We start from the raw sequence: 17,501 nt of genomic DNA, 5'->3' as shown, positions 1-17,501 counted from the left end.
AAAGCTTTACTTAGTGCCAGAGATCAGGCCGAAATTGACAGAGAGATGGCATACCCATGAAATTAAAAGCGATACTTTTATCCCATAATTTTCAGCAATATTGTCGCAAAGCTATGGCAATAACGGCAATTGCTGGATTACTTATGCTAAGCGCTTGTGGTGATAATAATGCTTCAGACCAAACACAGGATATACAGAGCGTTGCAAAAGCAGTGCAGCAAGCATCTGAACTAGTAAAAAGCGCAGATAAGGTAGCAGCTGGCAGTGGTAATGTTAGCGCAGCCGAGTTGGTAGCAGAGCATAATATTCATTGGTCACAACACGCGTTATTTCCAACAGATACCCTGGATGGTAAAACAGGTTTACAGGCTGCTTATGTTGGCTATGCTCGACTGGAAAAGTTGGCTGCAAACAAATACATTGACAGACAAATACGCCGATGTCACGAGAGTGTAGGCGGTTTAGCTGGTCTGGGAACGTTGGAAGGACTAGCAAATCAATACAATTTTGAAAATGCTACCTTAATGAATATGTTTAAGGAAGAAGTAGCAACGCATAATGAAAGAAAAGGTGAGTTATTAGAGAACGACTTAGGTCTTTATTATATTGGCTTAGTAAAACAGTACAAAAAAACATTGAGCAAAGATAACAAGCGCTCAGTTAATGAGGCTTTTTGGCAATGGTGTATTGCACTGCCTAATACACATTGGTCCGAAACGTATCGGAATAACCCTATTAACTTGTAATAGATAAAATAGTTAAATTTTAGGTACAAAAAATGAAATTAGCGCAGGGAAGCAAACAGCAAAACGGCGGTGTACTTCCTATACTTTGCTTTATTGCACTTTACTGCACAGGAGTAAGCGGGCAATCTCATTGTGATGCGTTGCAACAACATGATGGCTACAAAAGTACAGCATTAAGAGTTGTCAACTTGAATGAAATGAAAGTTATTGCTCCTTTTGACGTGCTTGCAGGGAATGAAATGACTTGCGTGCTGGTTTCCTTTTCTATAGATAAGGATGGTAAACCTTATGATTATGAAAGTGTAAGTGCTTATCCTGACAATGGTTTACTTCGGTTTGCAATCGCTACATTAAAGTCGGCAGTTTTTAAGCCTGATCAGGATAATGAGCGAGGCTTTATGTATTTTCAGTTAAAGGCTGAATATCTCTATTAATGCCATGTAGCAGGCATCTCTATAGTGATTTGGTTACTGCCATCTGTACTGCCAAAAAGCAGTGGGTTGTATAGAGCAGATGCACGGCTAATACCATGCTGGTAGTGTCCGGGTAAACGAACCTGAACAATATAGCGAAGTATTGTTTCACCTGCTGGTAGATAGCTACTATGCCAGTACATAATCCGCGCTTGTTGTAAAGCCGACGTAAAGGAAGCGTCTGAAGCGTCTGGTATGTCTGTAAATCTATGATAACGTTTAGGCAGTGGCAGCATGCCCGGCAGTAGCGGATCAGATACCTTTATGTGTTCGCGAGCAACCGGAGTACTCAGCGTTAAAACAACTTGAACTAAATCGCCTGCAACAACAGTCGGCGCAGGAAGCCACTTACCATCTTGATATTTAAGAAAGCTTTTGTTTATGGAAATACCAGAATATTGAGCACGATGTGTCGCTAGAGGCTGAATATAATGCAAACTAAGCCAGTCTTGCTTCTCAGCCGTATGGTGCCAGCGACCCGCCTCTTGGCCTGCAGTGAGTTTAAGCTGCCGCGGTTGTGCTAATGAGCTACTATTGTTGAACAGGGCTGCGGTGCAAATAGCATTACTTCTGGCAGAGCCAAAACTGCCTGTTGCTTGTTGGGCTAAGATCAATCGCAACTTTAAGCCCTGTAATTTAGGCTGCTCTGAACCGGCAGCCAATATTAACCAGCAAGCACTTTCTGGGCTAAGAGCACTGTAAGAGGCATCCTGATAGCCTAGTGCCAACAGATCGTCTTGCCAGTGGGCTTGTTGCGCCTGTATCTGAGCTTGTTGTGCTACTGTAGTATTTGTTGGCAGTTGCAGATGTTCGTTTAGCGCAAGAAGCAAAATAGCTAAAGTTTGAACGGCATCAGAGGATGAACTCAGCTGCCCCATTTGCGAGCGAAGTGACAACAGCTCTGTAAGGCTTAATGCGTTTTGGCTGCTTAACCACCATGCAAGTAAAGCCTGCTCTGGCAAGGCTACTTTGTTGCTGTGCAGTTTTTTTCGCCATTCCTGAATTATGTCAGCACTGCTTGGTGGCATGATAGTTGGATCTGCCAGCTGGCTTTGTAGCCAATAACTAAATAGAGTGACTGCAGTATCGCTGTTGGTAGTAGCGTAGCGGCTGTACTTTCCTGCTTTATGAAAAGGCAGAGCCCAGATGTGCAATGGTTGCTTGTTTGCCCATGAGGGCGGGCTGTGTAACAACTGCTCAGCCAACCACCATTCACTGAGCAGGACTTCCCAGCTTGCTGGAGCCTGTTTTTCTACAGAGGTTAAGGCGGACCAATCAGGCTGTAACGAAGACATTGTAATGGCTGAACCGGTAACCTGAGTCGTTGCTGCTGGCAAGTTTAGTACGCCGGATGCATCAGCCTGAATACGACGTTTATGTTGTACAATCTCAGGTATTACTTGCCAAGTTTGCTGCTGAAGCAAACGGGAGGGGTTGTTTGTTTTTTCATCAAGCTGCCACAGAGTAAGCTGCTGCTGGCCGGTAGGTAATAAAGGTAAGGTAATTACCTGCTGCCGGCGTTCGCCTGGGGCTAAATTAAGTGAAAATTGCTGTAGTTGTTGTCCATTTAACAGTAATCGGAAGCGGCCTTGTTGTGGCGTTGAGCTTGAATTAAACACCAGTAAATTGGCATAGGCCTGATCTGTTGGGTAGTGATTTTCTGGCACGGCTAACATAGTTTGCCAGTTGTCTTTTACTGTAAAACTTTGCTGTTGTTGGGTAAATTTTGTTTTCCCCGCAGCTATTGCTATCAGATGCCACTGACCCGGTTGTTGCGGTGTGGTAATGGTTAGCTGTTTAGGCTGTCCAGCTTTCACACTGTGCATGCCCAACCATAGTGGTGCAGGTTTTAAACCATCTACTACACTGGGTGTTGACGTTCTTCCGTCTGTGTGAGTAGGGGCGCCCAGAGAGATTGCTGGCATATTAAAGTCTATATTTTGACTGGTCTGATAGGCCAACCAAGGACTAAGCCAGGAGCTTATTTCATAAGATCTAAGATTATGCAATTCAGCTAGTTCGTAGCGTTTAGCAAGGTTATTCCATTTATGATCTAACAAAGTGTTTGGGTTTAGGCGTTCGATATGACTTGATGCAAATAAATACAGCAAAGATTCATGCAACCAAAACAGGGCGACATCAGCATCTTCAGATGATTTTAGCGCTACAGTTTGCTGGCTGGTTGTCGGCAGGAAAGCTGCTGGTTTATCTGCCAGCAGTTCCAGAGTTAAGGGGAGCTCATATGTTTGCACTGAACTTTTTATTTGATGATATGTTCCAGACCAGCCATCCTCAGCATTAGTTGTGAATAATGCCAGCGATAATTCAGGTGCCATGGCTGGCGTTATTGGTAAACGTAAAGGCGTTGTGCCGGCTACAAGGTTAAGGGGTATGACCTGATGAATTTGATTCGTGTATAGTAGCAACACAGCTTCACTAGCTTTGGGGCTGTGTATCTCAATACTTAAAGGCGCCCAGCTATCGATAGTCAACGGAGCCGTAAACGATGGCCCTTTAGGTTTTATCTTTACCTTTGCCGTTGATTCAACCAACGCAAAGCGACGCACAGTGCGTTGTTCTGTTTCTCCTGATTGCAAATGCATATAGGCGATTGTGCGCTTAGTTGTTCGTAGAGACAGTGGTAAGGGACAAGTGAGAGGAAGCTTTGCTGCTACACCAAGCGGGCATTCTGCTAACAGAGGGCTGTCTGCAGACGGCCCCTCGCGCCACTCAATACGCGACACTGGAATGCCTTCTGCGGCCGTTAGTTCACTGTCTTGTATCAGGAATGCATTGAGCATTATTTGCTGATTTTGCACTTTACTGCCAACCAGATGATCTCTGTTTAGCAACAATGTAGATTTAGTTTGACCTTGCCATTCTCCCATCATGTCTCGGGTTTCATAGTTCAGTGTTAACTCATAAGCTGGTGCACCTTGTTTGATATCTATGTTTTCAGGTAATCCAAATGCGTGCTTAAGTAGGCCATGGCTGTCGGTTTGCAGTGACCAGCTTTTTTTGTCTGGTTTAGGGTAGTTACCGTCATCACTGAAATTATACTCGTGTTGCAACCATGGCAGTCTATGCATCGTCTCTGGGCGCCAACTAGCCTCAATACGCACGTCGCTGACAAGACCTTGGCCTGTCATGCTTTGCATAGTAAGTTCAAACTGGCTTTTTTCACCGGCGGCAGACCACTCTGATAACGTACTGTCGAGCCGATATAAAGGCAGCTCAAAACGGGCAATTTTTATTGTTGTCGACTCTAGTTGCTTGGTTCCCTGTAACAAATGAAGACTGTAGTAACCTGCTAAAGGAAACCAACTAGCTGGCAAGGTCTTGTGATACCAGCCGTTATCGTTAATGGATTGAATTGACCAACGTTGCAGCACGTTGCCTGAATAGGTCTTTAGCTCTATGGCCAAATCATTAACATCAGTAGGTGCAATAAGACCTTGCGGGCTTCGCTGGCGCAGAATAGCCATTAGTTCGACGTCATCGCCTTGTTGATATGCCGGCTGATTGGTTATAAACCAGCCATGTAATGGCTTAACGGCCTTCCTTTTAGGTAATGGAAAAGTTGCCATGCCTTCTGTCGCTTGCGCCCAGATCCAGCATGGGGCTTTAGGTGATACCGAGGCGCCTGTTTGTAAGGTATTAGCTGGTACATGTAGTAAACCCTGTTTATTGGTTTGGCCAAGCAGTGCAGGGTTCGTTTGGCCAGGACAGACTCGGTATATACTAGCGCTTTGTTTAGCTTGATCTTGCCAGTCGCTAAGCCTAACCAACAAATCATCGACTTGAAATAATTCAAGATTAAATGCCGGGCGCTGTAGCCAGTGCTGCACTTGCCGGTGTGCATCGCCAATACGATAGGGGTATAAACCACTTTGAGCAATTTGCTGCGGCTGAAATATAGCGCTATGTTGACTGAATTTGTGATCATCCTGTGAGTTTAGCCACTGCGTATTTTGCCAAACTTGTGGATTTATTTGATAGGAAGAAGTCGCTGGAAACAGCTGCTCTGCATTTTGCCAATATAATGGAGAAACGAATGGTTGATCCTGCCAAATTGCGTTGATCCAATGTTGAAATTCTGACACTTTGCTAAGATGCTGCCATTGTAGCAATAGATTTCGTTGACTACTTTGCTGGGTATGTATTCTAGGGATAAGCAGAGGCTCATCAGTCAGTAGTGGTTCTTCAACACCATCTATCTCAATAATATTGACTTTTTTATAGTGTTGTTGCCATGCCTCATCTGGCCAGTGGATTATAGTAGGGGCCAGCTTGGTATCTCTACTATTTGCTAGTTGCCATAGAGGCTCTGCCAAGTTGGTAGTGATATTAATATCTTGCTCTTTAGCTATTAGGTTACTGAAATGAAAAGTGTAGTCAGAGTTACCCGCCAGATAAAGGTGCAAGTAGCTGCTACCATCTGAGCTGGGAAAGGTCGCTGCTAAAGCGTTAGAGCCTGATACAAATTGCTCGCCTAGCGGCGCTTGGTGATAACCACCTGCTTTTTGATCAAAAAAATTGATATCGCCAATAAACCTCAAAGCCAATTTACTTGGTGGGCAGTTGTTACTAGCCGGTTCAATGGGCAGATACGCAATATTTTTTTCTGAGTTTTCATCAAATTTCCAGCAATACCAACCAAATAGCTTTGGTTGCTGGTAAATATGCCCCTGCCATACAATACGATCTGCCTTGTAGTGTTGGTTTAGGTCTGCTGGTAACACTAATTGGTAATCGCCACTTTCTGAAGCCGTTAGTAACACTTTGTAAACGTTAAATTTATCATGTGATAGACCGAGTAACTCTAAGGGTAATGATGCTGCAGTGCCGCTAGGCGAGCGCCATTCCATCTTCGCCAGTTGTTCTTTTGACCAGCGATTGTCGGTAAATAACAATACTGGGTATTCCAGGTCTTTAGCGTACCGCATTTGCGGCAAATCTAACTCTAGCCGCCAAGCACCAGCGTGAAACTCATACTGAGCTGGTGCAGTTAATCTTTGGCCCAAAGCATTAAAACTAGTTTGTACATCAACACGATAAACTGCCTCTTGTGGTAGCACCGTATCGCAGGCTAATGTATCTGGATTAGGAAAAAACCAGCGACAATCAATATCGGGTGTAATACTAATAGCGTCAAGCATGGCAGCGGTTGGGATTTCACCGGGCCGATGGATGTTTTGGTTAAAACGTAGTCTAAGTTGTAAATGACTTTCATGATTTAACTGAAAGGTGTCAATTAATTGCACTTTAAGCGATTTGGTATCACTAAGAGCCGTTGTATTGGCTGCAGAGTTGCAGTGCCATAGTAAGACAATAAAATAGCATACCACTAATAATAGTTTTTTTATTGACAGCTGCTGCCAAATATTAATGGAGCAAGATTTGTAATATGAAATATATGACATTGAGTACGGCTTTGTTCTTGTTATTTTTAATGGCTATATCAGCTGTCTAAATAACAATTTTATAATTAATGAAATACCGCCCATAAGTTAACATATTTAAAGCAAAGTTAATATTAATATTTGTTAAGTGACACTTTCAACTAGTTATCAGCCAAGTCGTTATGAAAATGTTTCACTTGAACAACGGCTGCAAACACTAAAAGAAACTTGCCCCGCCAAGCAAGAAGATCCTGCTTTTAAGAAATTATGTCAGCTTATACCCTAATAGGCTCATCAAGGGAGATTACTGCTAAAAAAGCATTGGCTGATTACTATTTATATCTTGTTACAGCTTTATTTTGCTTAGTTGTTGTTTATGTTGCTGTACTGCTTGATAATTCTGTTTAAGTTATCAAGGGAGCAGGACATGATTGAAATTAACAATTTAGCCAAAGCCTTTGCGCTAAGTAAGTCTACTAAATTATCTGATACAGAAAAACAAGATGTCCGTTACAGTAAAGAGGCTTTTCACTCGGTGCGCGAGGTTAGCTTTAGTTGTGGCAAAGGCGAGGTTTTAGGCTTACTTGGGCCTAATGGTGCCGGTAAAACGACGACGTTACGTATGTTGTCTACTGCCTTAAAACCAGACAGCGGCTCGGTATTATTAAATGGTGTTGATGTATTAAAACATCCTGTAAAGGCGCGACAACAAATTGGTTTTTTATCTGCTGATACGGGCTTATATGGCAAATTGTCGGCTTTTGAAAATGTTGCTTATTTTGGCCGTTTACATTGTATGAAAGAGCAAGCCTTAAAACAGCGCATTGATGAGTTATTTACTTTGCTAGACATGCACGATTTTGCTAATCGTCGTGCAGACAATATGTCTACCGGCATGAAGCAAAAAACCGCTATTGCCCGTGCTGTAGTACATAACCCTAAAGTGGTTATTCTGGATGAGCCGACAACCGGCTTAGATATTATGACAGTGCAAACCGTACTGGATTTTATTAAAGGCTTAAAGCAGGTAGGTACGCCAGTTATCTTTTCAACTCACCATTTAGATGAAGTGGCATCTTTATGTGATCGGGTCGTGGTTATTGATCAGGGGTTCAGTGCATTTAGTGGCGATATTGCCGAATTTACAGCGTTATCTGCTAATAACGATCTACGAGAGTCATTTTTGTCGGTTTTACAGCCTAAACAAGCAACTGTAGCGGCAACAGAGCAGGGAGTAGCCTAATATGTGGCAAGTGTATTTTAAAGAACTGACAGAACTGATGCGTGATAAAAAAACACTGATTTTTGTTATTTTATTGCCAGTATTTATTTTCCCCGTTATTTTTGGCGTTATGGGCTTAGTATTATCAAGCACGACTAATACTGCTATGAAAGCAGAGCATCGTTATGTCATTGTTAACCCTGAGCAAGCAGCAGAATTTAGTGAGTCACTTTATTACCATAAAAACTTCAAGAAAGTTGAAACTGATTTAGTTGACGCAGAGGCTTTAGCTCAAGCTATTCGTGATGATAAATATGATGTCGCTATTGTTATTCCTGCTGATTTTTCTAGTAAGCGTCAGCAAGTAGAGCAGGCCACATGGCAAATTATCTATAACCAGTCATCACAATTTGATTTTATGTATCAATATTTTGATCAGCTAGTGGCTGATTATAATGAAAAACTACAACGGGAAAGTTTAACTAAGTTAAAGGTTGATCCTAGTAAACTAGCCGCAATAATTAAGCCCGTGGCCATTGAAAAGCAAGACACGGCAGCAAAAAGAGAAAATATAGGTGAGAAGTTTGGTGCCCTTATTGCTTATATTCTTATTCCGTTATGCTTATTAGGTGCTTCTTATCCTGCTATAGATATGGGGGCGGGTGAAAAAGAGCGTGGTACGTTAGAAACCTTGCTTATTTGCCCTATAAGTCGGGTTAGTATTGTTTTAGGTAAGTTTTTTACTGTGTTAACTACTGGCTTAGTTGGTGCATTAATAACGGTCGCTAGCTTTGGCATCTGGGGTGCGGTAATAGGCTCTTTCGCTGGTATGGATATAGTGCAAGAAGCGATGTCGGCTATTGCTGTTACAGAGTTAATTTTAATATTCTCATTATTATTACCTATTTCCGCCGTATTTGCCGCGTTATTACTGGCGATTTCTATTTATGCTCGTACTTTTAAAGAAGCTCAAAATTATATCAGCCCATTATCCATTATGATTTTTTTACCCTTAGTGGCCGCTATGATGCCAGGGGTAGAATTAACAACTAAAACGGCATTAGTACCGATTATGAATGTTGCCTTAGCAATTAAAGAGCTGATTAAAGGGACTGCGGACTACGGCTTATTAGCCTTAATCTTTGGCTCTACTATCTTGTTGGCAGGCATCGCAATTAGCTTTTGTGTGCACTGGTTCCAGCAAGAGAAAGTGCTATTTAGATAAAATGAGCTTACGTATTTAAACGTAACTTTACTGGCACAACAAAAAGGTAAATCTGTTATTAGGATTTACCTTTTTTTTATGTAACAGGTGGCTATTAATTTAAAAAAATTCACTAATGCTATTGATAATAGTTCGCAATAGCATTAATATTAGGCTGTCAAATAGCTTAGGAACTGTGGTATGTACGTTTGTTTATGTAAGGGTGTAACAGATAAGGCAATTAAACAAAAAGTTGCAGAAGGACTGTGCACTATGCGTGAGCTAAAATTATGTTTAGGTGTGGGTAGCCAGTGTGGTAAATGTAGCTGCCAAGCAGCGCAGATTTTACATAATGAGTTAGTGGCTGAGCATAATCATGCTGCAGCAGAAGATTTAGCTACACCAGCGGCGTAAACTTAGTAAAACATACAGTTTGCAGCTGGTTTGTGGTTAATAACAATTTCGATCTTATTTAAATTAATATTCTTTTATTCTGCATAAAAATTCCAATTTATTCTATTCTATTTTTTATCATTTATGGTCATAATACTGCTATTGTTTAGGCTAAGCATAGATTAGCCCTAGGAGTATTTATGAGTTCAAAAACGCTTGATACCATTAAGCAAGTGGCTATTGTTGGTGGCGTGCATGGTAATGAATTTTCAGGTATTTATTTAATAAAACGCTATCAAGCCCAGCCAGACCTAATGACACGTGCCAGTTTTAACACTGAAACAGTTTGGGCTAATCCTGAAGCGCATTATGCTAACAAACGTTATTTACACAGTGATTTAAATCGCCAATTTAAAAGCCTTGATTTGGCGGATATGACCTTAGCTAATTATGAACAAAGCCGAGCTAAAGTATTAAACGCTCAGCTTGGGCCCAAAGGCAATGCTAGAACAGACTTGGTAATAGATTTACATAACACAACCAGTAATATGGGCGCTTGTTTAATTTTAACTCAAGCCGGTGAGTTTTATAATAAAATGGCCGCTTACGTTAAAATGCAGATGCCAGAGGCTATTATCTCCCGTGATGAAGATCATATTGCTGCACAAGATCATGCGCTAATGTGTACTTTAGGTCGTTATGGCGTTTTAGTTGAAGTGGGGCCGCAATCGCAATCGGTTTTACGCCAAGATATTTTAGACCTAATGCACCAAATGACTCAGCATATTCTAGATTTTGTCCAGCTGTACAACACAAATACCTTGCCCAAATTACCCAAAAAAACAGAGGCATATCGCTATTTGCACAGTATTAAATTACCCATGAATGAGCAAGGCGAGCGCTTAGGTATGGTGCATAAACATATTCAAGATAATGATTATCAGCCCATTAATCCAGGTGATCCACTTTTTACCTTATTTGATGGTACTGTGCTTTATTATGAAGGCGAGACTACGGTTTATCCAACCTTTATTAATGAAGCGGCTTATTATGATAATAACTTAGCTATGTCGTTAAATGAGAAGGTTATTATTACTTTAGCTGATGACTAAAAACGGCATATAAAGGCTAACACCTGCTATTGACATATTTGCTATGTGTAAGCTTAGCGTTAGCCTTAATTACTTATAGCATTACAGCGTATCGTAGCTGTCTTTTTTCTCAATTAACTCTATAGCGTAATTATCAGGATCACGAACAAAGGCTATTTTAGTTGTACCGCCTTTCACTGGCCCTGGCTCACGGCTTATAACACCGCCTTTAGCTCTGATTTTGTCACAAGCTTGATAAATATCGTCTACTTCTATCGCAATATGGCCATAGGCATTACCTAAGTCGTAGCTGTCGGTATCCCAGTTATAGGTAAGCTCTAATACCGTGTGCTCAGACTCATCGCCATAGCCGACAAAGGCTAGGGTGTAACGGTATTCTGTATTGTCTGATTGGCGTAATAAGCGCATGCCTAACACCTCAGTGTAAAAAGCGATCGACTTGTCTAAATTTCCCACGCGTAGCATGGTATGTAACATACGCATAATAAGCTCCTAATTAAGAGTCGGTTTTATCTTTATATTCACAAAGATCTTCGATAATGCAGCTATTACAGCGCGGCTTACGCGCCACGCAGGTATAGCGGCCATGCAAGATTAGCCAATGATGGACATTTAACTTAAATTCAGCGGGCACCACTTTTAATAGTTTTTGCTCCACTTCATCGACATTTTTACCTGTAGCCAGTTTTGTTCGATTAGATACTCTAAATATATGGGTATCTACCGCTATGGTTGGCCAGCCAAAAGCTGTGTTTAGCACTACGTTAGCCGTTTTTCTGCCCACACCGGGTAAGGCTTCTAATGCTGCTCTGTCTTCTGGCACTTGGCCTTGGTGTAAGTCAACCAGCATACGGCAGGTTTTAATGGTGTTTTCGGCTTTAGTATTAAATAAACCAATGGTTTTAATATATTCTTTTAAACCATCTACGCCTAAATCCAGCATAGCTTGTGGCGTTCTGGCGATGGGAAACAAATGCTTAGTGGCTTTGTTTACACCAACATCAGTAGCTTGTGCAGAAAGCAGTACGGCAATTAATAATTCAAAGGGTGAGCTATATTCTAATTCCGTTGTCGGGTTAGGATTAGCATCACGTAAACGGGTTAAAATCTCTATACGCTTTTGCTTATTCATGGCTTCTTATCAAATTATTGGGCAGCACCTGTGACACGGGCGCGTGAAATTTTAGCTTCAGTTTCTTCGCGTTGCTGAAGTTTATGATCAATCGTATTTTTTAACGCTATTAACAACCCCATACCAATAAAGGCACCAGGGGGAAGCATGGCTAATAAAAAGTGGCTATCAACACTAAATAACTCAATGCGCAGTGCTGTTGCCCAATCGCCTAATAAAAGATCGGCGCCGTCAAATAAGGTCCCTTGACCTAAAATTTCTCTTAAAGCCCCAAGCATGAGTAAAACCAGTAAAAAACCCAAGCCCATCATAAAACCATCTATGGCTGAGGGTAATACCGCATTTTTCGAAGCAAAGGCTTCAGCACGGCCAATAATGGCGCAATTAGTAACAATTAAAGGAATAAAAATACCTAATGATTGATATAAACCAAAAGTATAAGCGTTCATCAGTAATTGCACTACGGTAACTAAACTGGCAATAATTAACACAAAAACTGGGATACGAATTTCCGAGGCAACATGGTTACGCACTAATGAAACAGCAACGTTTGAGCCTAATAAAACTAAAAGAGTAGCAACCCCTAAGCCAAGTGCATTTGTAATAGTAGAGGTAACAGCAAGTAACGGACATAAGCCTAATAACTGGACTAAGCCTGGGTTGTTTTTCCACAAGCCATCTATGCTTAGTTGTTTAAAGTCATTCATTGAGACGCCTCGCAATTAGACGGTAAATCGGCAAGCTCTGGATGTTGCAGTACATAAAGTGCGGCTTTTCTAACCGCAGCTACTACAGCGCGCGGGGTAATAGTGGCCCCAGTAAACTGATCAAATTGGCCACCATCTTTGCGTACAGCCCAAGCAGAAGCATTATCGGGGGTAACGGCTTTGTCAGCAAAGCTAAATATCCAATTTGAACGTCTTGCTTCAACTTTGTCACCTAAGCCTGGTGTTTCTTGATGGCTAACAACACGGCTGCCTAGCACTGTTGCATCAGGCGAAACCGCAACAATAAGATCAATATTACCGCTATAACCATCTGGCGCTGTTGCTTCTACTAAATAAACTGCTACAGCACCATCTTGGCGCCAACGGTAAATTTTTTGTGCTTGCTCACGGCCTAAAAACTCTAGGGACTCAACTTGGCGACAATCTGACAGTAACGCATGATCGACGCTTATTCCGGGTAAAACCTCTTTTAATACAGCTAACTTACTTGCTAAGGCTTGCTCAGCTATTTTAGGTGCAGTAAGTAAGTTAACAATGCTTAAAACAGCAACACATACAGCAGCTACTATAGCCAGAGAGAAAGCATTGTTTTGAATTGCTTTAATCATTTTTAGGCCTCGGTTGCTTATGCCCATAGGTGCGAGGGCGGGTATAGTAATCTATGAGCGGTACAGCCATATTGGCAATCAGTACAGCAAATGCATAAGCATCAGGATAACCACCATAGGTTCTAATTAAATAAACAATTAAGCCAATAAGTGCACCATACCAGAGTCTACCGGTATTTGTTGTTGAAGCAGATACGGGATCGGTAGCTATAAAAAAAGCAGCTAGCATAGTGCCGCCGCTAAATAGATGAAATAGCGGGCCGGCAAGGGTATCTGGCGCTGCTAAGCTACCGATAGCACTAAAGACACTTAGACTAACTAATATAGCCGCCGGAATACGCCAGCTAATAACCTTAAGTTGTATTAATGCAAGGCCACCGATTAAATAAGCTAGATTTACCCATAACCAACCGGCGCCGGCAAAACTGTAAAAAATGGGCTTTTCCAAGCTTTCTGTTAATGTCATACCTTGGCTTAAATCTGTGCGTAAGCTATCTAATGGCGTGGCCATAGTGATGCCATCAGCACTAGATTGTAATTGCTGTAAGCTAAAGCCACTACAACTAAACTGGTTAAATATAGTGCAAACTGCATCCATAGGTGAAAGAGCAAAAACTTGCAGCGAAGCAGGCGGAAGCCATTGAGTCATTTGTACTGGAAAAGAGATGAGCAATAAAACATAAGCTGCCATTGCAGGGTTAAATAAATTATTACCTAAGCCGCCGTATAACTGCTTAACAATAATAATAGCAAACGCAGTACCTATAATAATAAGCCACCAAGGCGCATAAGATGGGATAGCAATTGCAAGTAATACAGCCGTTAACATGGCGCTATTGTCAGCTAAGCGAGGCAAAATAGGTTTTTTGCGCAAAAACATAATAATCGCTTCGCTACACCAAGCCGTGGCAATAGCTAGCGCTAATTGAATGATTATGCCATAGCCAAACATAAAGGCTTGGACAACGATACCTGGAACGCAGGCCAGTATAACGAGTCGCATTATTTGCGCTGTACTGCGTTGTAAACGTTGATGAGGAGAACTAGCTACTTTAAAACTCATGATTGTTTATCTGCTTGTTTTTTGGCTTTAGCCCGTGCGACTGCCGCAGCAATAGCGGCTTTTCGTGGATCGGCATCAGCAGGTGCCTCAGTTGTGCTATCAGGCGTTTGAGATGCGGTGGTGTTTTCTGATATTGCCATATCTGTATTTTGCGGATTGTCCGTTGCATCGGCTTTCGCTGCATCTTGTTGCTTTTTTGCTTTAGCGCGTGCCACTGCAGCAGCAATGGCTGCTTTTCGAGGATCAGCCTCAGCTGCTGCATCTTTTGTGTCGGCTAATGCAGCGGAATCTTGCTGCTTTTTAGCTTTAGCCCGTGCAACGGCGGCGGCAATGGCGGCTTTTTTAGGATCAGTCTCAGCTGCTGCATCTTTTGTGTCGGCTAATGCAGCGGAATCTTGCTGCTTTTTAGCTTTAGCCCGTGCAACAGCGGCGGCAATAGCGGCTTTTTTAGGATCAGCCTCAGCGGCTGCATCTGTGGTGTCAGCTGATGTAGCGGCATCTTGCTGCTTTTTCGCTTTAGCCCGTGCAACGGCGGCGGCAATAGCGGCTTTTTTAGGATCCGCTTCAGTAGCTGAACCTGAGGCATTCACGTGACTTGTCTCTGTATTTTCAGCCTGCGCTTTTTTTGCTTGTTGATATTGGCGAGCCTGCTGCTTTTTTAACTCTCTTTGGGCAATAATCTCATCTTTATCTTGTTGAGTGGGATCCGTTTGTTTTTGTGCCGACTTTGCTTTTATTCTAGCTAAAGCATCAGCCACTACGCTAGCTTTGCCCGAAGCTGATTGTTGTTTTGCTCTTGCTGCGGCAAGTTGTTCATTGCGTTGTTGCCGCTCTAGTTTTTCCCGTTCTAAACGGGCATTTCTGGCTTCAAACCGTGCTTTAGCTTGTTCTGCCTTAATGGCCTCTTGTTGTTGCTCTTTTAGCTCAGCTTTGGCAACGCGATAATATTGCACAAGCGGTATTTCACTTGGGCAAACATAGGCACAGGCACCGCATTCAATGCAGTCGAATAAGTTATATTCTTTTAATTTTTCGGCATCTTTAGCCTTACTATACCAATATAATTGCTGCGGTAATAATGAGGCCGGGCAGGCATCGGCACAGGCACTACAACGGATACATTCCATTTCTTGTTCTGCTGCCGGTAGCTCTGATGTTGTAGGCGCTATAATGCAGTTAGTGGTTTTAATGACGGGGATATCTAATCGTGGCAAGGTGAACCCCATCATAGGTCCACCCATAATGGCGCGTTGATTAGCTTGTCGGTTAAAACCACAAAAGCTAAGTAAATCATCCACAGGCGTGCCTAGTAAGGCTAAAACGTTTTGTGGCTGTGCTAAGGTCTCACCGGTTACAGTGACAATTCGTGAAATAAGCGGGTGATCATCTAATACAGCTTTAGCAATGGCATAAGTGGTGCCAACATTTTGCATAACAACACCAATATCTAAAGGGCGACGTCCTGATGGGACTTCCATGCCAGTTAAAATTTGGATAAGTTGTTTTTCACCACCTGAAGGATATTTGGCTGGGATTGCTTTAACCCAGTAATTATCACGTTGATTACAAGCGGCACTCATGGCAGCTATAGATATCGGCTTGTCATCTTCAATTGCAATTAAAACCGCTTTCGGTTGCAATAGCCGACATAAAATATCTATGCCTTTAACTATAGTGGTAGCGGCCTCTTGGATTAATAAGTCATCAGCTGTGATATAGGGCTCGCACTCAACGGCATTAATAATTAAATAATCAATTGGTTTACTTGAGCCAATCTTTAAGTGGGTAGGAAAGCCGGCACCGCCCATACCCGCAATGCCGTTATCGTGGATGCGATTTACTAGTTCTATATTATCTGCTGTGGCAAAGTTAAGGGGGTGTCTAGGACGCCATTCATCTTTGCCATCTGGCGCTAGTGTTAAGGTTACTTCAGGTAAAGCAGATGGGTGAGCACTACTGTGAGGGCCTATATTAATAACTTCACCAGAAGTAGGGGCATGTATCGGCACTGTCATTGCGTTATCCGCAGCTGTCAGTGGCTGGCCTTTTAAGACGTAATCACCTACTTTTACTAATAATTGCCCAGCTATACCTATATGTTGTCGTAAAGGTATATATAGTCGAGCGGGTATTGGCAAACGAGCAATTGGCTTGCCATTTGTTTGCTGCTTTCTACTTGGCGGGTGAACACCACCGTGAAAATCCCACAGTTTACCTGCTTGAATTTGTTCAAATAAACTTTGCATAGTACTTAAGACTCCACTACGCGAACAGGTATTGCTTCTAAATCCCATTTCCAGCGCTCTGGTGTTTCAGCAACGGGGATCATATCGATACAATCTACAGGACAAGGCTCAACACACAGATCACAACCGGTACATTCATCTACAATTACTGTATGCATTAACTTAGAGGCCCCTAAGATGGCATCTACAGGACAAGCTTGAATACATTTTGTGCAGCCGATACATTCATCTTCACGTATATAGGCAACACTTTTAATTGCAGGTTCTTGGGCGGCATTTAATGGTTTAGCTTCAACGCCCATAAGCTCTGCGAGCTTACGGATAGTGGCTTCACCCCCTGGCGGACACTTATTAATATCATCGCCATTAGCAATGGCTTCTGCATAGGGCTTACAGCCGGGATAGCCACACTGACCGCATTGGGTTTGCGGCAAAATTTCATCTATTTGATCAACTAGGGGATCACTGTCAACTTTAAATTTAATGGCAGCAAAACCTAAAATAGCACCAAATACTAGGGCTAATAAGCCTATGGCAATTAATGCCGTTACAATACTCATGTTACTTTTACCAATCCAGTAAAGCCCATAAAGGCAAGAGACATAAGGCCTGCAGTTATCATAGCAATAGCCGCACCTTTAAATGGTGTAGGCACATCTGCAGCGGCTAGTCGCTCTCGCATAGCAGCAAACAATATTAACACTAATGAAAAACCAACTGCGGCACCAAAGCCATAAATAACCGAATTAATAAAGTCATGTCGCGCATTTACATTTAGCAGTGCAACACCTAAAACCGCACAATTTGTTGTAATAAGTGGTAAAAATATACCTAGTAGTCGATATAAGGTTGGGCTAGTTTTATGTACGACCATTTCAGTAAACTGCACTACAACGGCAATAACCAAAATAAAACTAAGAGTACGCAAATACAGTAAATCTAAAGGTGCTAATAAATAGTGATCAACCAAATAACTGCACAAAGAGGCCAAGGTAAGTACAAAGGTCGTTGCTAGTGACATGCCAATAGCGGTTTCAAGTTTGCTTGATACACCCATAAAAGGACATAAACCAAGAAACTTTACTAAAACAAAATTATTTACTAGCACTGTACTAACAAGTAACAGTAAAAACTCGCTCATAAGCCCACCCAAGCTAAAATAAGGGCTATAT

General features: G+C 42.1%; 15 protein-coding genes. 6 read left to right on the top strand and 9 right to left on the bottom strand.

Going from position 1 to position 17,501, the window contains the following annotated elements; all coding sequences use genetic code 11:
* Nucleotides 1–56: 56 nt before the first annotated feature.
* Together ACRCA4_RS09465 and ACRCA4_RS09460 are read left to right on the top strand one after the other, a co-directional pair.
* On the top strand, nt 57–746 hold the full coding sequence (locus tag ACRCA4_RS09465; RefSeq protein ID WP_433187432.1) for a hypothetical protein: 690 nt from the start codon (nt 57–59) through the stop codon (nt 744–746).
* A gap of 32 nt (nt 747–778) precedes the next feature.
* Nucleotides 779–1,180: a hypothetical protein gene (locus ACRCA4_RS09460; RefSeq protein ID WP_433187430.1), complete on the top strand. Its 402-nt coding sequence runs from the start codon at nt 779–781 to the stop codon at nt 1,178–1,180.
* On the opposite strand, the gene ACRCA4_RS09455 is transcribed toward ACRCA4_RS09460, so the two are convergent.
* A complete protein-coding gene (locus ACRCA4_RS09455; protein ID WP_433187427.1) occupies nt 1,177–6,642 on the bottom strand; it encodes a hypothetical protein in 5,466 nt (1,821 codons plus the stop codon). The genes ACRCA4_RS09460 and ACRCA4_RS09455 overlap by 4 nt on opposite strands.
* A 355-nt stretch (nt 6,643–6,997) precedes the next feature.
* Here ACRCA4_RS09455 and ACRCA4_RS09450 point away from each other — a divergent pair, with 355 nt between their 5' ends.
* The 4 genes from ACRCA4_RS09450 (at nt 6,998) to ACRCA4_RS09435 (ending at nt 10,552) form a co-directional block, all read left to right on the top strand.
* Nucleotides 6,998–7,864: an ATP-binding cassette domain-containing protein gene (locus tag ACRCA4_RS09450; RefSeq protein WP_433187424.1), complete on the top strand. Its 867-nt coding sequence runs from the start codon at nt 6,998–7,000 to the stop codon at nt 7,862–7,864.
* Between the two features lies 1 nt (nt 7,865).
* Complete coding sequence (locus tag ACRCA4_RS09445) at nt 7,866–9,068, top strand: ABC transporter permease (protein WP_433187421.1); 1,203 nt, start codon at nt 7,866–7,868, stop codon at nt 9,066–9,068.
* 180 nt (nt 9,069–9,248) lie between these two features.
* A complete protein-coding gene (locus ACRCA4_RS09440) occupies nt 9,249–9,461 on the top strand; it encodes a bacterioferritin-associated ferredoxin (RefSeq protein ID WP_433187419.1) in 213 nt (70 codons plus the stop codon).
* Nucleotides 9,462–9,640: 179 nt separating this feature from the next.
* Nucleotides 9,641–10,552 carry an aspartoacylase gene (locus tag ACRCA4_RS09435; RefSeq protein WP_433187416.1) on the top strand — a complete coding sequence of 304 codons (912 nt, stop codon included), beginning with the start codon at nt 9,641–9,643 and terminating at the stop codon, nt 10,550–10,552.
* Between the two features lie 81 nt (nt 10,553–10,633).
* Here the strand turns inward: ACRCA4_RS09435 and gloA are convergent, their stop codons facing one another.
* From gloA to rsxA, 8 genes are read right to left on the bottom strand one after another with little or no spacing between them, the layout of a single operon-like run.
* Nucleotides 10,634–11,035, bottom strand: a complete 402-nt coding sequence (gloA, locus tag ACRCA4_RS09430; RefSeq protein ID WP_433187414.1) for a lactoylglutathione lyase — start codon at nt 11,033–11,035, stop codon at nt 10,634–10,636.
* A 13-nt stretch (nt 11,036–11,048) separates the two neighbouring features.
* Nucleotides 11,049–11,684, bottom strand: coding sequence for an endonuclease III (gene nth, locus ACRCA4_RS09425; RefSeq protein WP_433187411.1), 636 nt, complete (start codon nt 11,682–11,684; stop codon nt 11,049–11,051).
* 14 nt (nt 11,685–11,698) lie between these two features.
* Nucleotides 11,699–12,391, bottom strand: a complete 693-nt coding sequence (locus ACRCA4_RS09420) for an electron transport complex subunit E (RefSeq protein WP_433187408.1) — start codon at nt 12,389–12,391, stop codon at nt 11,699–11,701.
* Nucleotides 12,388–13,020: an electron transport complex subunit RsxG gene (gene rsxG, locus ACRCA4_RS09415; RefSeq protein WP_433187405.1), complete on the bottom strand. Its 633-nt coding sequence runs from the start codon at nt 13,018–13,020 to the stop codon at nt 12,388–12,390. Before rsxG ends, ACRCA4_RS09420 begins: the two co-directional genes overlap by 4 nt.
* On the bottom strand, nt 13,013–14,083 hold the full coding sequence (gene rsxD, locus ACRCA4_RS09410; RefSeq protein ID WP_433187402.1) for an electron transport complex subunit RsxD: 1,071 nt from the start codon (nt 14,081–14,083) through the stop codon (nt 13,013–13,015). The genes rsxG and rsxD overlap by 8 nt, the downstream gene beginning before the upstream one ends.
* Complete coding sequence (rsxC, locus tag ACRCA4_RS09405; protein WP_433187399.1) at nt 14,080–16,329, bottom strand: electron transport complex subunit RsxC; 2,250 nt, start codon at nt 16,327–16,329, stop codon at nt 14,080–14,082. The genes rsxD and rsxC overlap by 4 nt, the downstream gene beginning before the upstream one ends.
* A 5-nt stretch (nt 16,330–16,334) precedes the next feature.
* A complete protein-coding gene (rsxB, locus tag ACRCA4_RS09400; protein ID WP_433187396.1) occupies nt 16,335–16,889 on the bottom strand; it encodes an electron transport complex subunit RsxB in 555 nt (184 codons plus the stop codon).
* Nucleotides 16,886–17,470 carry an electron transport complex subunit RsxA gene (gene rsxA, locus ACRCA4_RS09395; protein WP_433187393.1) on the bottom strand — a complete coding sequence of 195 codons (585 nt, stop codon included), beginning with the start codon at nt 17,468–17,470 and terminating at the stop codon, nt 16,886–16,888. Before rsxA ends, rsxB begins: the two co-directional genes overlap by 4 nt.
* Nucleotides 17,471–17,501 lie beyond the last annotated feature (31 nt).

It is taken from the genome of Rheinheimera sp. WS51, assembly GCF_050936095.1.
GTDB lineage: Bacteria > Pseudomonadota > Gammaproteobacteria > Enterobacterales > Alteromonadaceae > Alishewanella.
The sequence above is the reverse complement of the archived record's forward strand: the minus strand, read 5'-3'. Positions and strand labels throughout refer to the sequence as shown.

Coding starts and splice junctions, on each gene's coding strand:
- ACRCA4_RS09465 (WP_433187432.1), top strand. CDS start 57: ATGAAATTAAAAGCGATACTTTTATCCCATAATTTTCAGCAATATTGT.
- ACRCA4_RS09460 (WP_433187430.1), top strand. CDS start 779: ATGAAATTAGCGCAGGGAAGCAAACAGCAAAACGGCGGTGTACTTCCT.
- ACRCA4_RS09455 (WP_433187427.1), bottom strand. CDS start 6,642: ATGTCATATATTTCATATTACAAATCTTGCTCCATTAATATTTGGCAG.
- ACRCA4_RS09450 (WP_433187424.1), top strand. CDS start 6,998: ATGTTGCTGTACTGCTTGATAATTCTGTTTAAGTTATCAAGGGAGCAG.
- ACRCA4_RS09445 (WP_433187421.1), top strand. CDS start 7,866: ATGTGGCAAGTGTATTTTAAAGAACTGACAGAACTGATGCGTGATAAA.
- ACRCA4_RS09440 (WP_433187419.1), top strand. CDS start 9,249: ATGTACGTTTGTTTATGTAAGGGTGTAACAGATAAGGCAATTAAACAA.
- ACRCA4_RS09435 (WP_433187416.1), top strand. CDS start 9,641: ATGAGTTCAAAAACGCTTGATACCATTAAGCAAGTGGCTATTGTTGGT.
- gloA (WP_433187414.1), bottom strand. CDS start 11,035: ATGCGTATGTTACATACCATGCTACGCGTGGGAAATTTAGACAAGTCG.
- nth (WP_433187411.1), bottom strand. CDS start 11,684: ATGAATAAGCAAAAGCGTATAGAGATTTTAACCCGTTTACGTGATGCT.
- ACRCA4_RS09420 (WP_433187408.1), bottom strand. CDS start 12,391: ATGAATGACTTTAAACAACTAAGCATAGATGGCTTGTGGAAAAACAAC.
- rsxG (WP_433187405.1), bottom strand. CDS start 13,020: ATGATTAAAGCAATTCAAAACAATGCTTTCTCTCTGGCTATAGTAGCT.
- rsxD (WP_433187402.1), bottom strand. CDS start 14,083: ATGAGTTTTAAAGTAGCTAGTTCTCCTCATCAACGTTTACAACGCAGT.
- rsxC (WP_433187399.1), bottom strand. CDS start 16,329: ATGCAAAGTTTATTTGAACAAATTCAAGCAGGTAAACTGTGGGATTTT.
- rsxB (WP_433187396.1), bottom strand. CDS start 16,889: ATGAGTATTGTAACGGCATTAATTGCCATAGGCTTATTAGCCCTAGTA.
- rsxA (WP_433187393.1), bottom strand. CDS start 17,470: ATGAGCGAGTTTTTACTGTTACTTGTTAGTACAGTGCTAGTAAATAAT.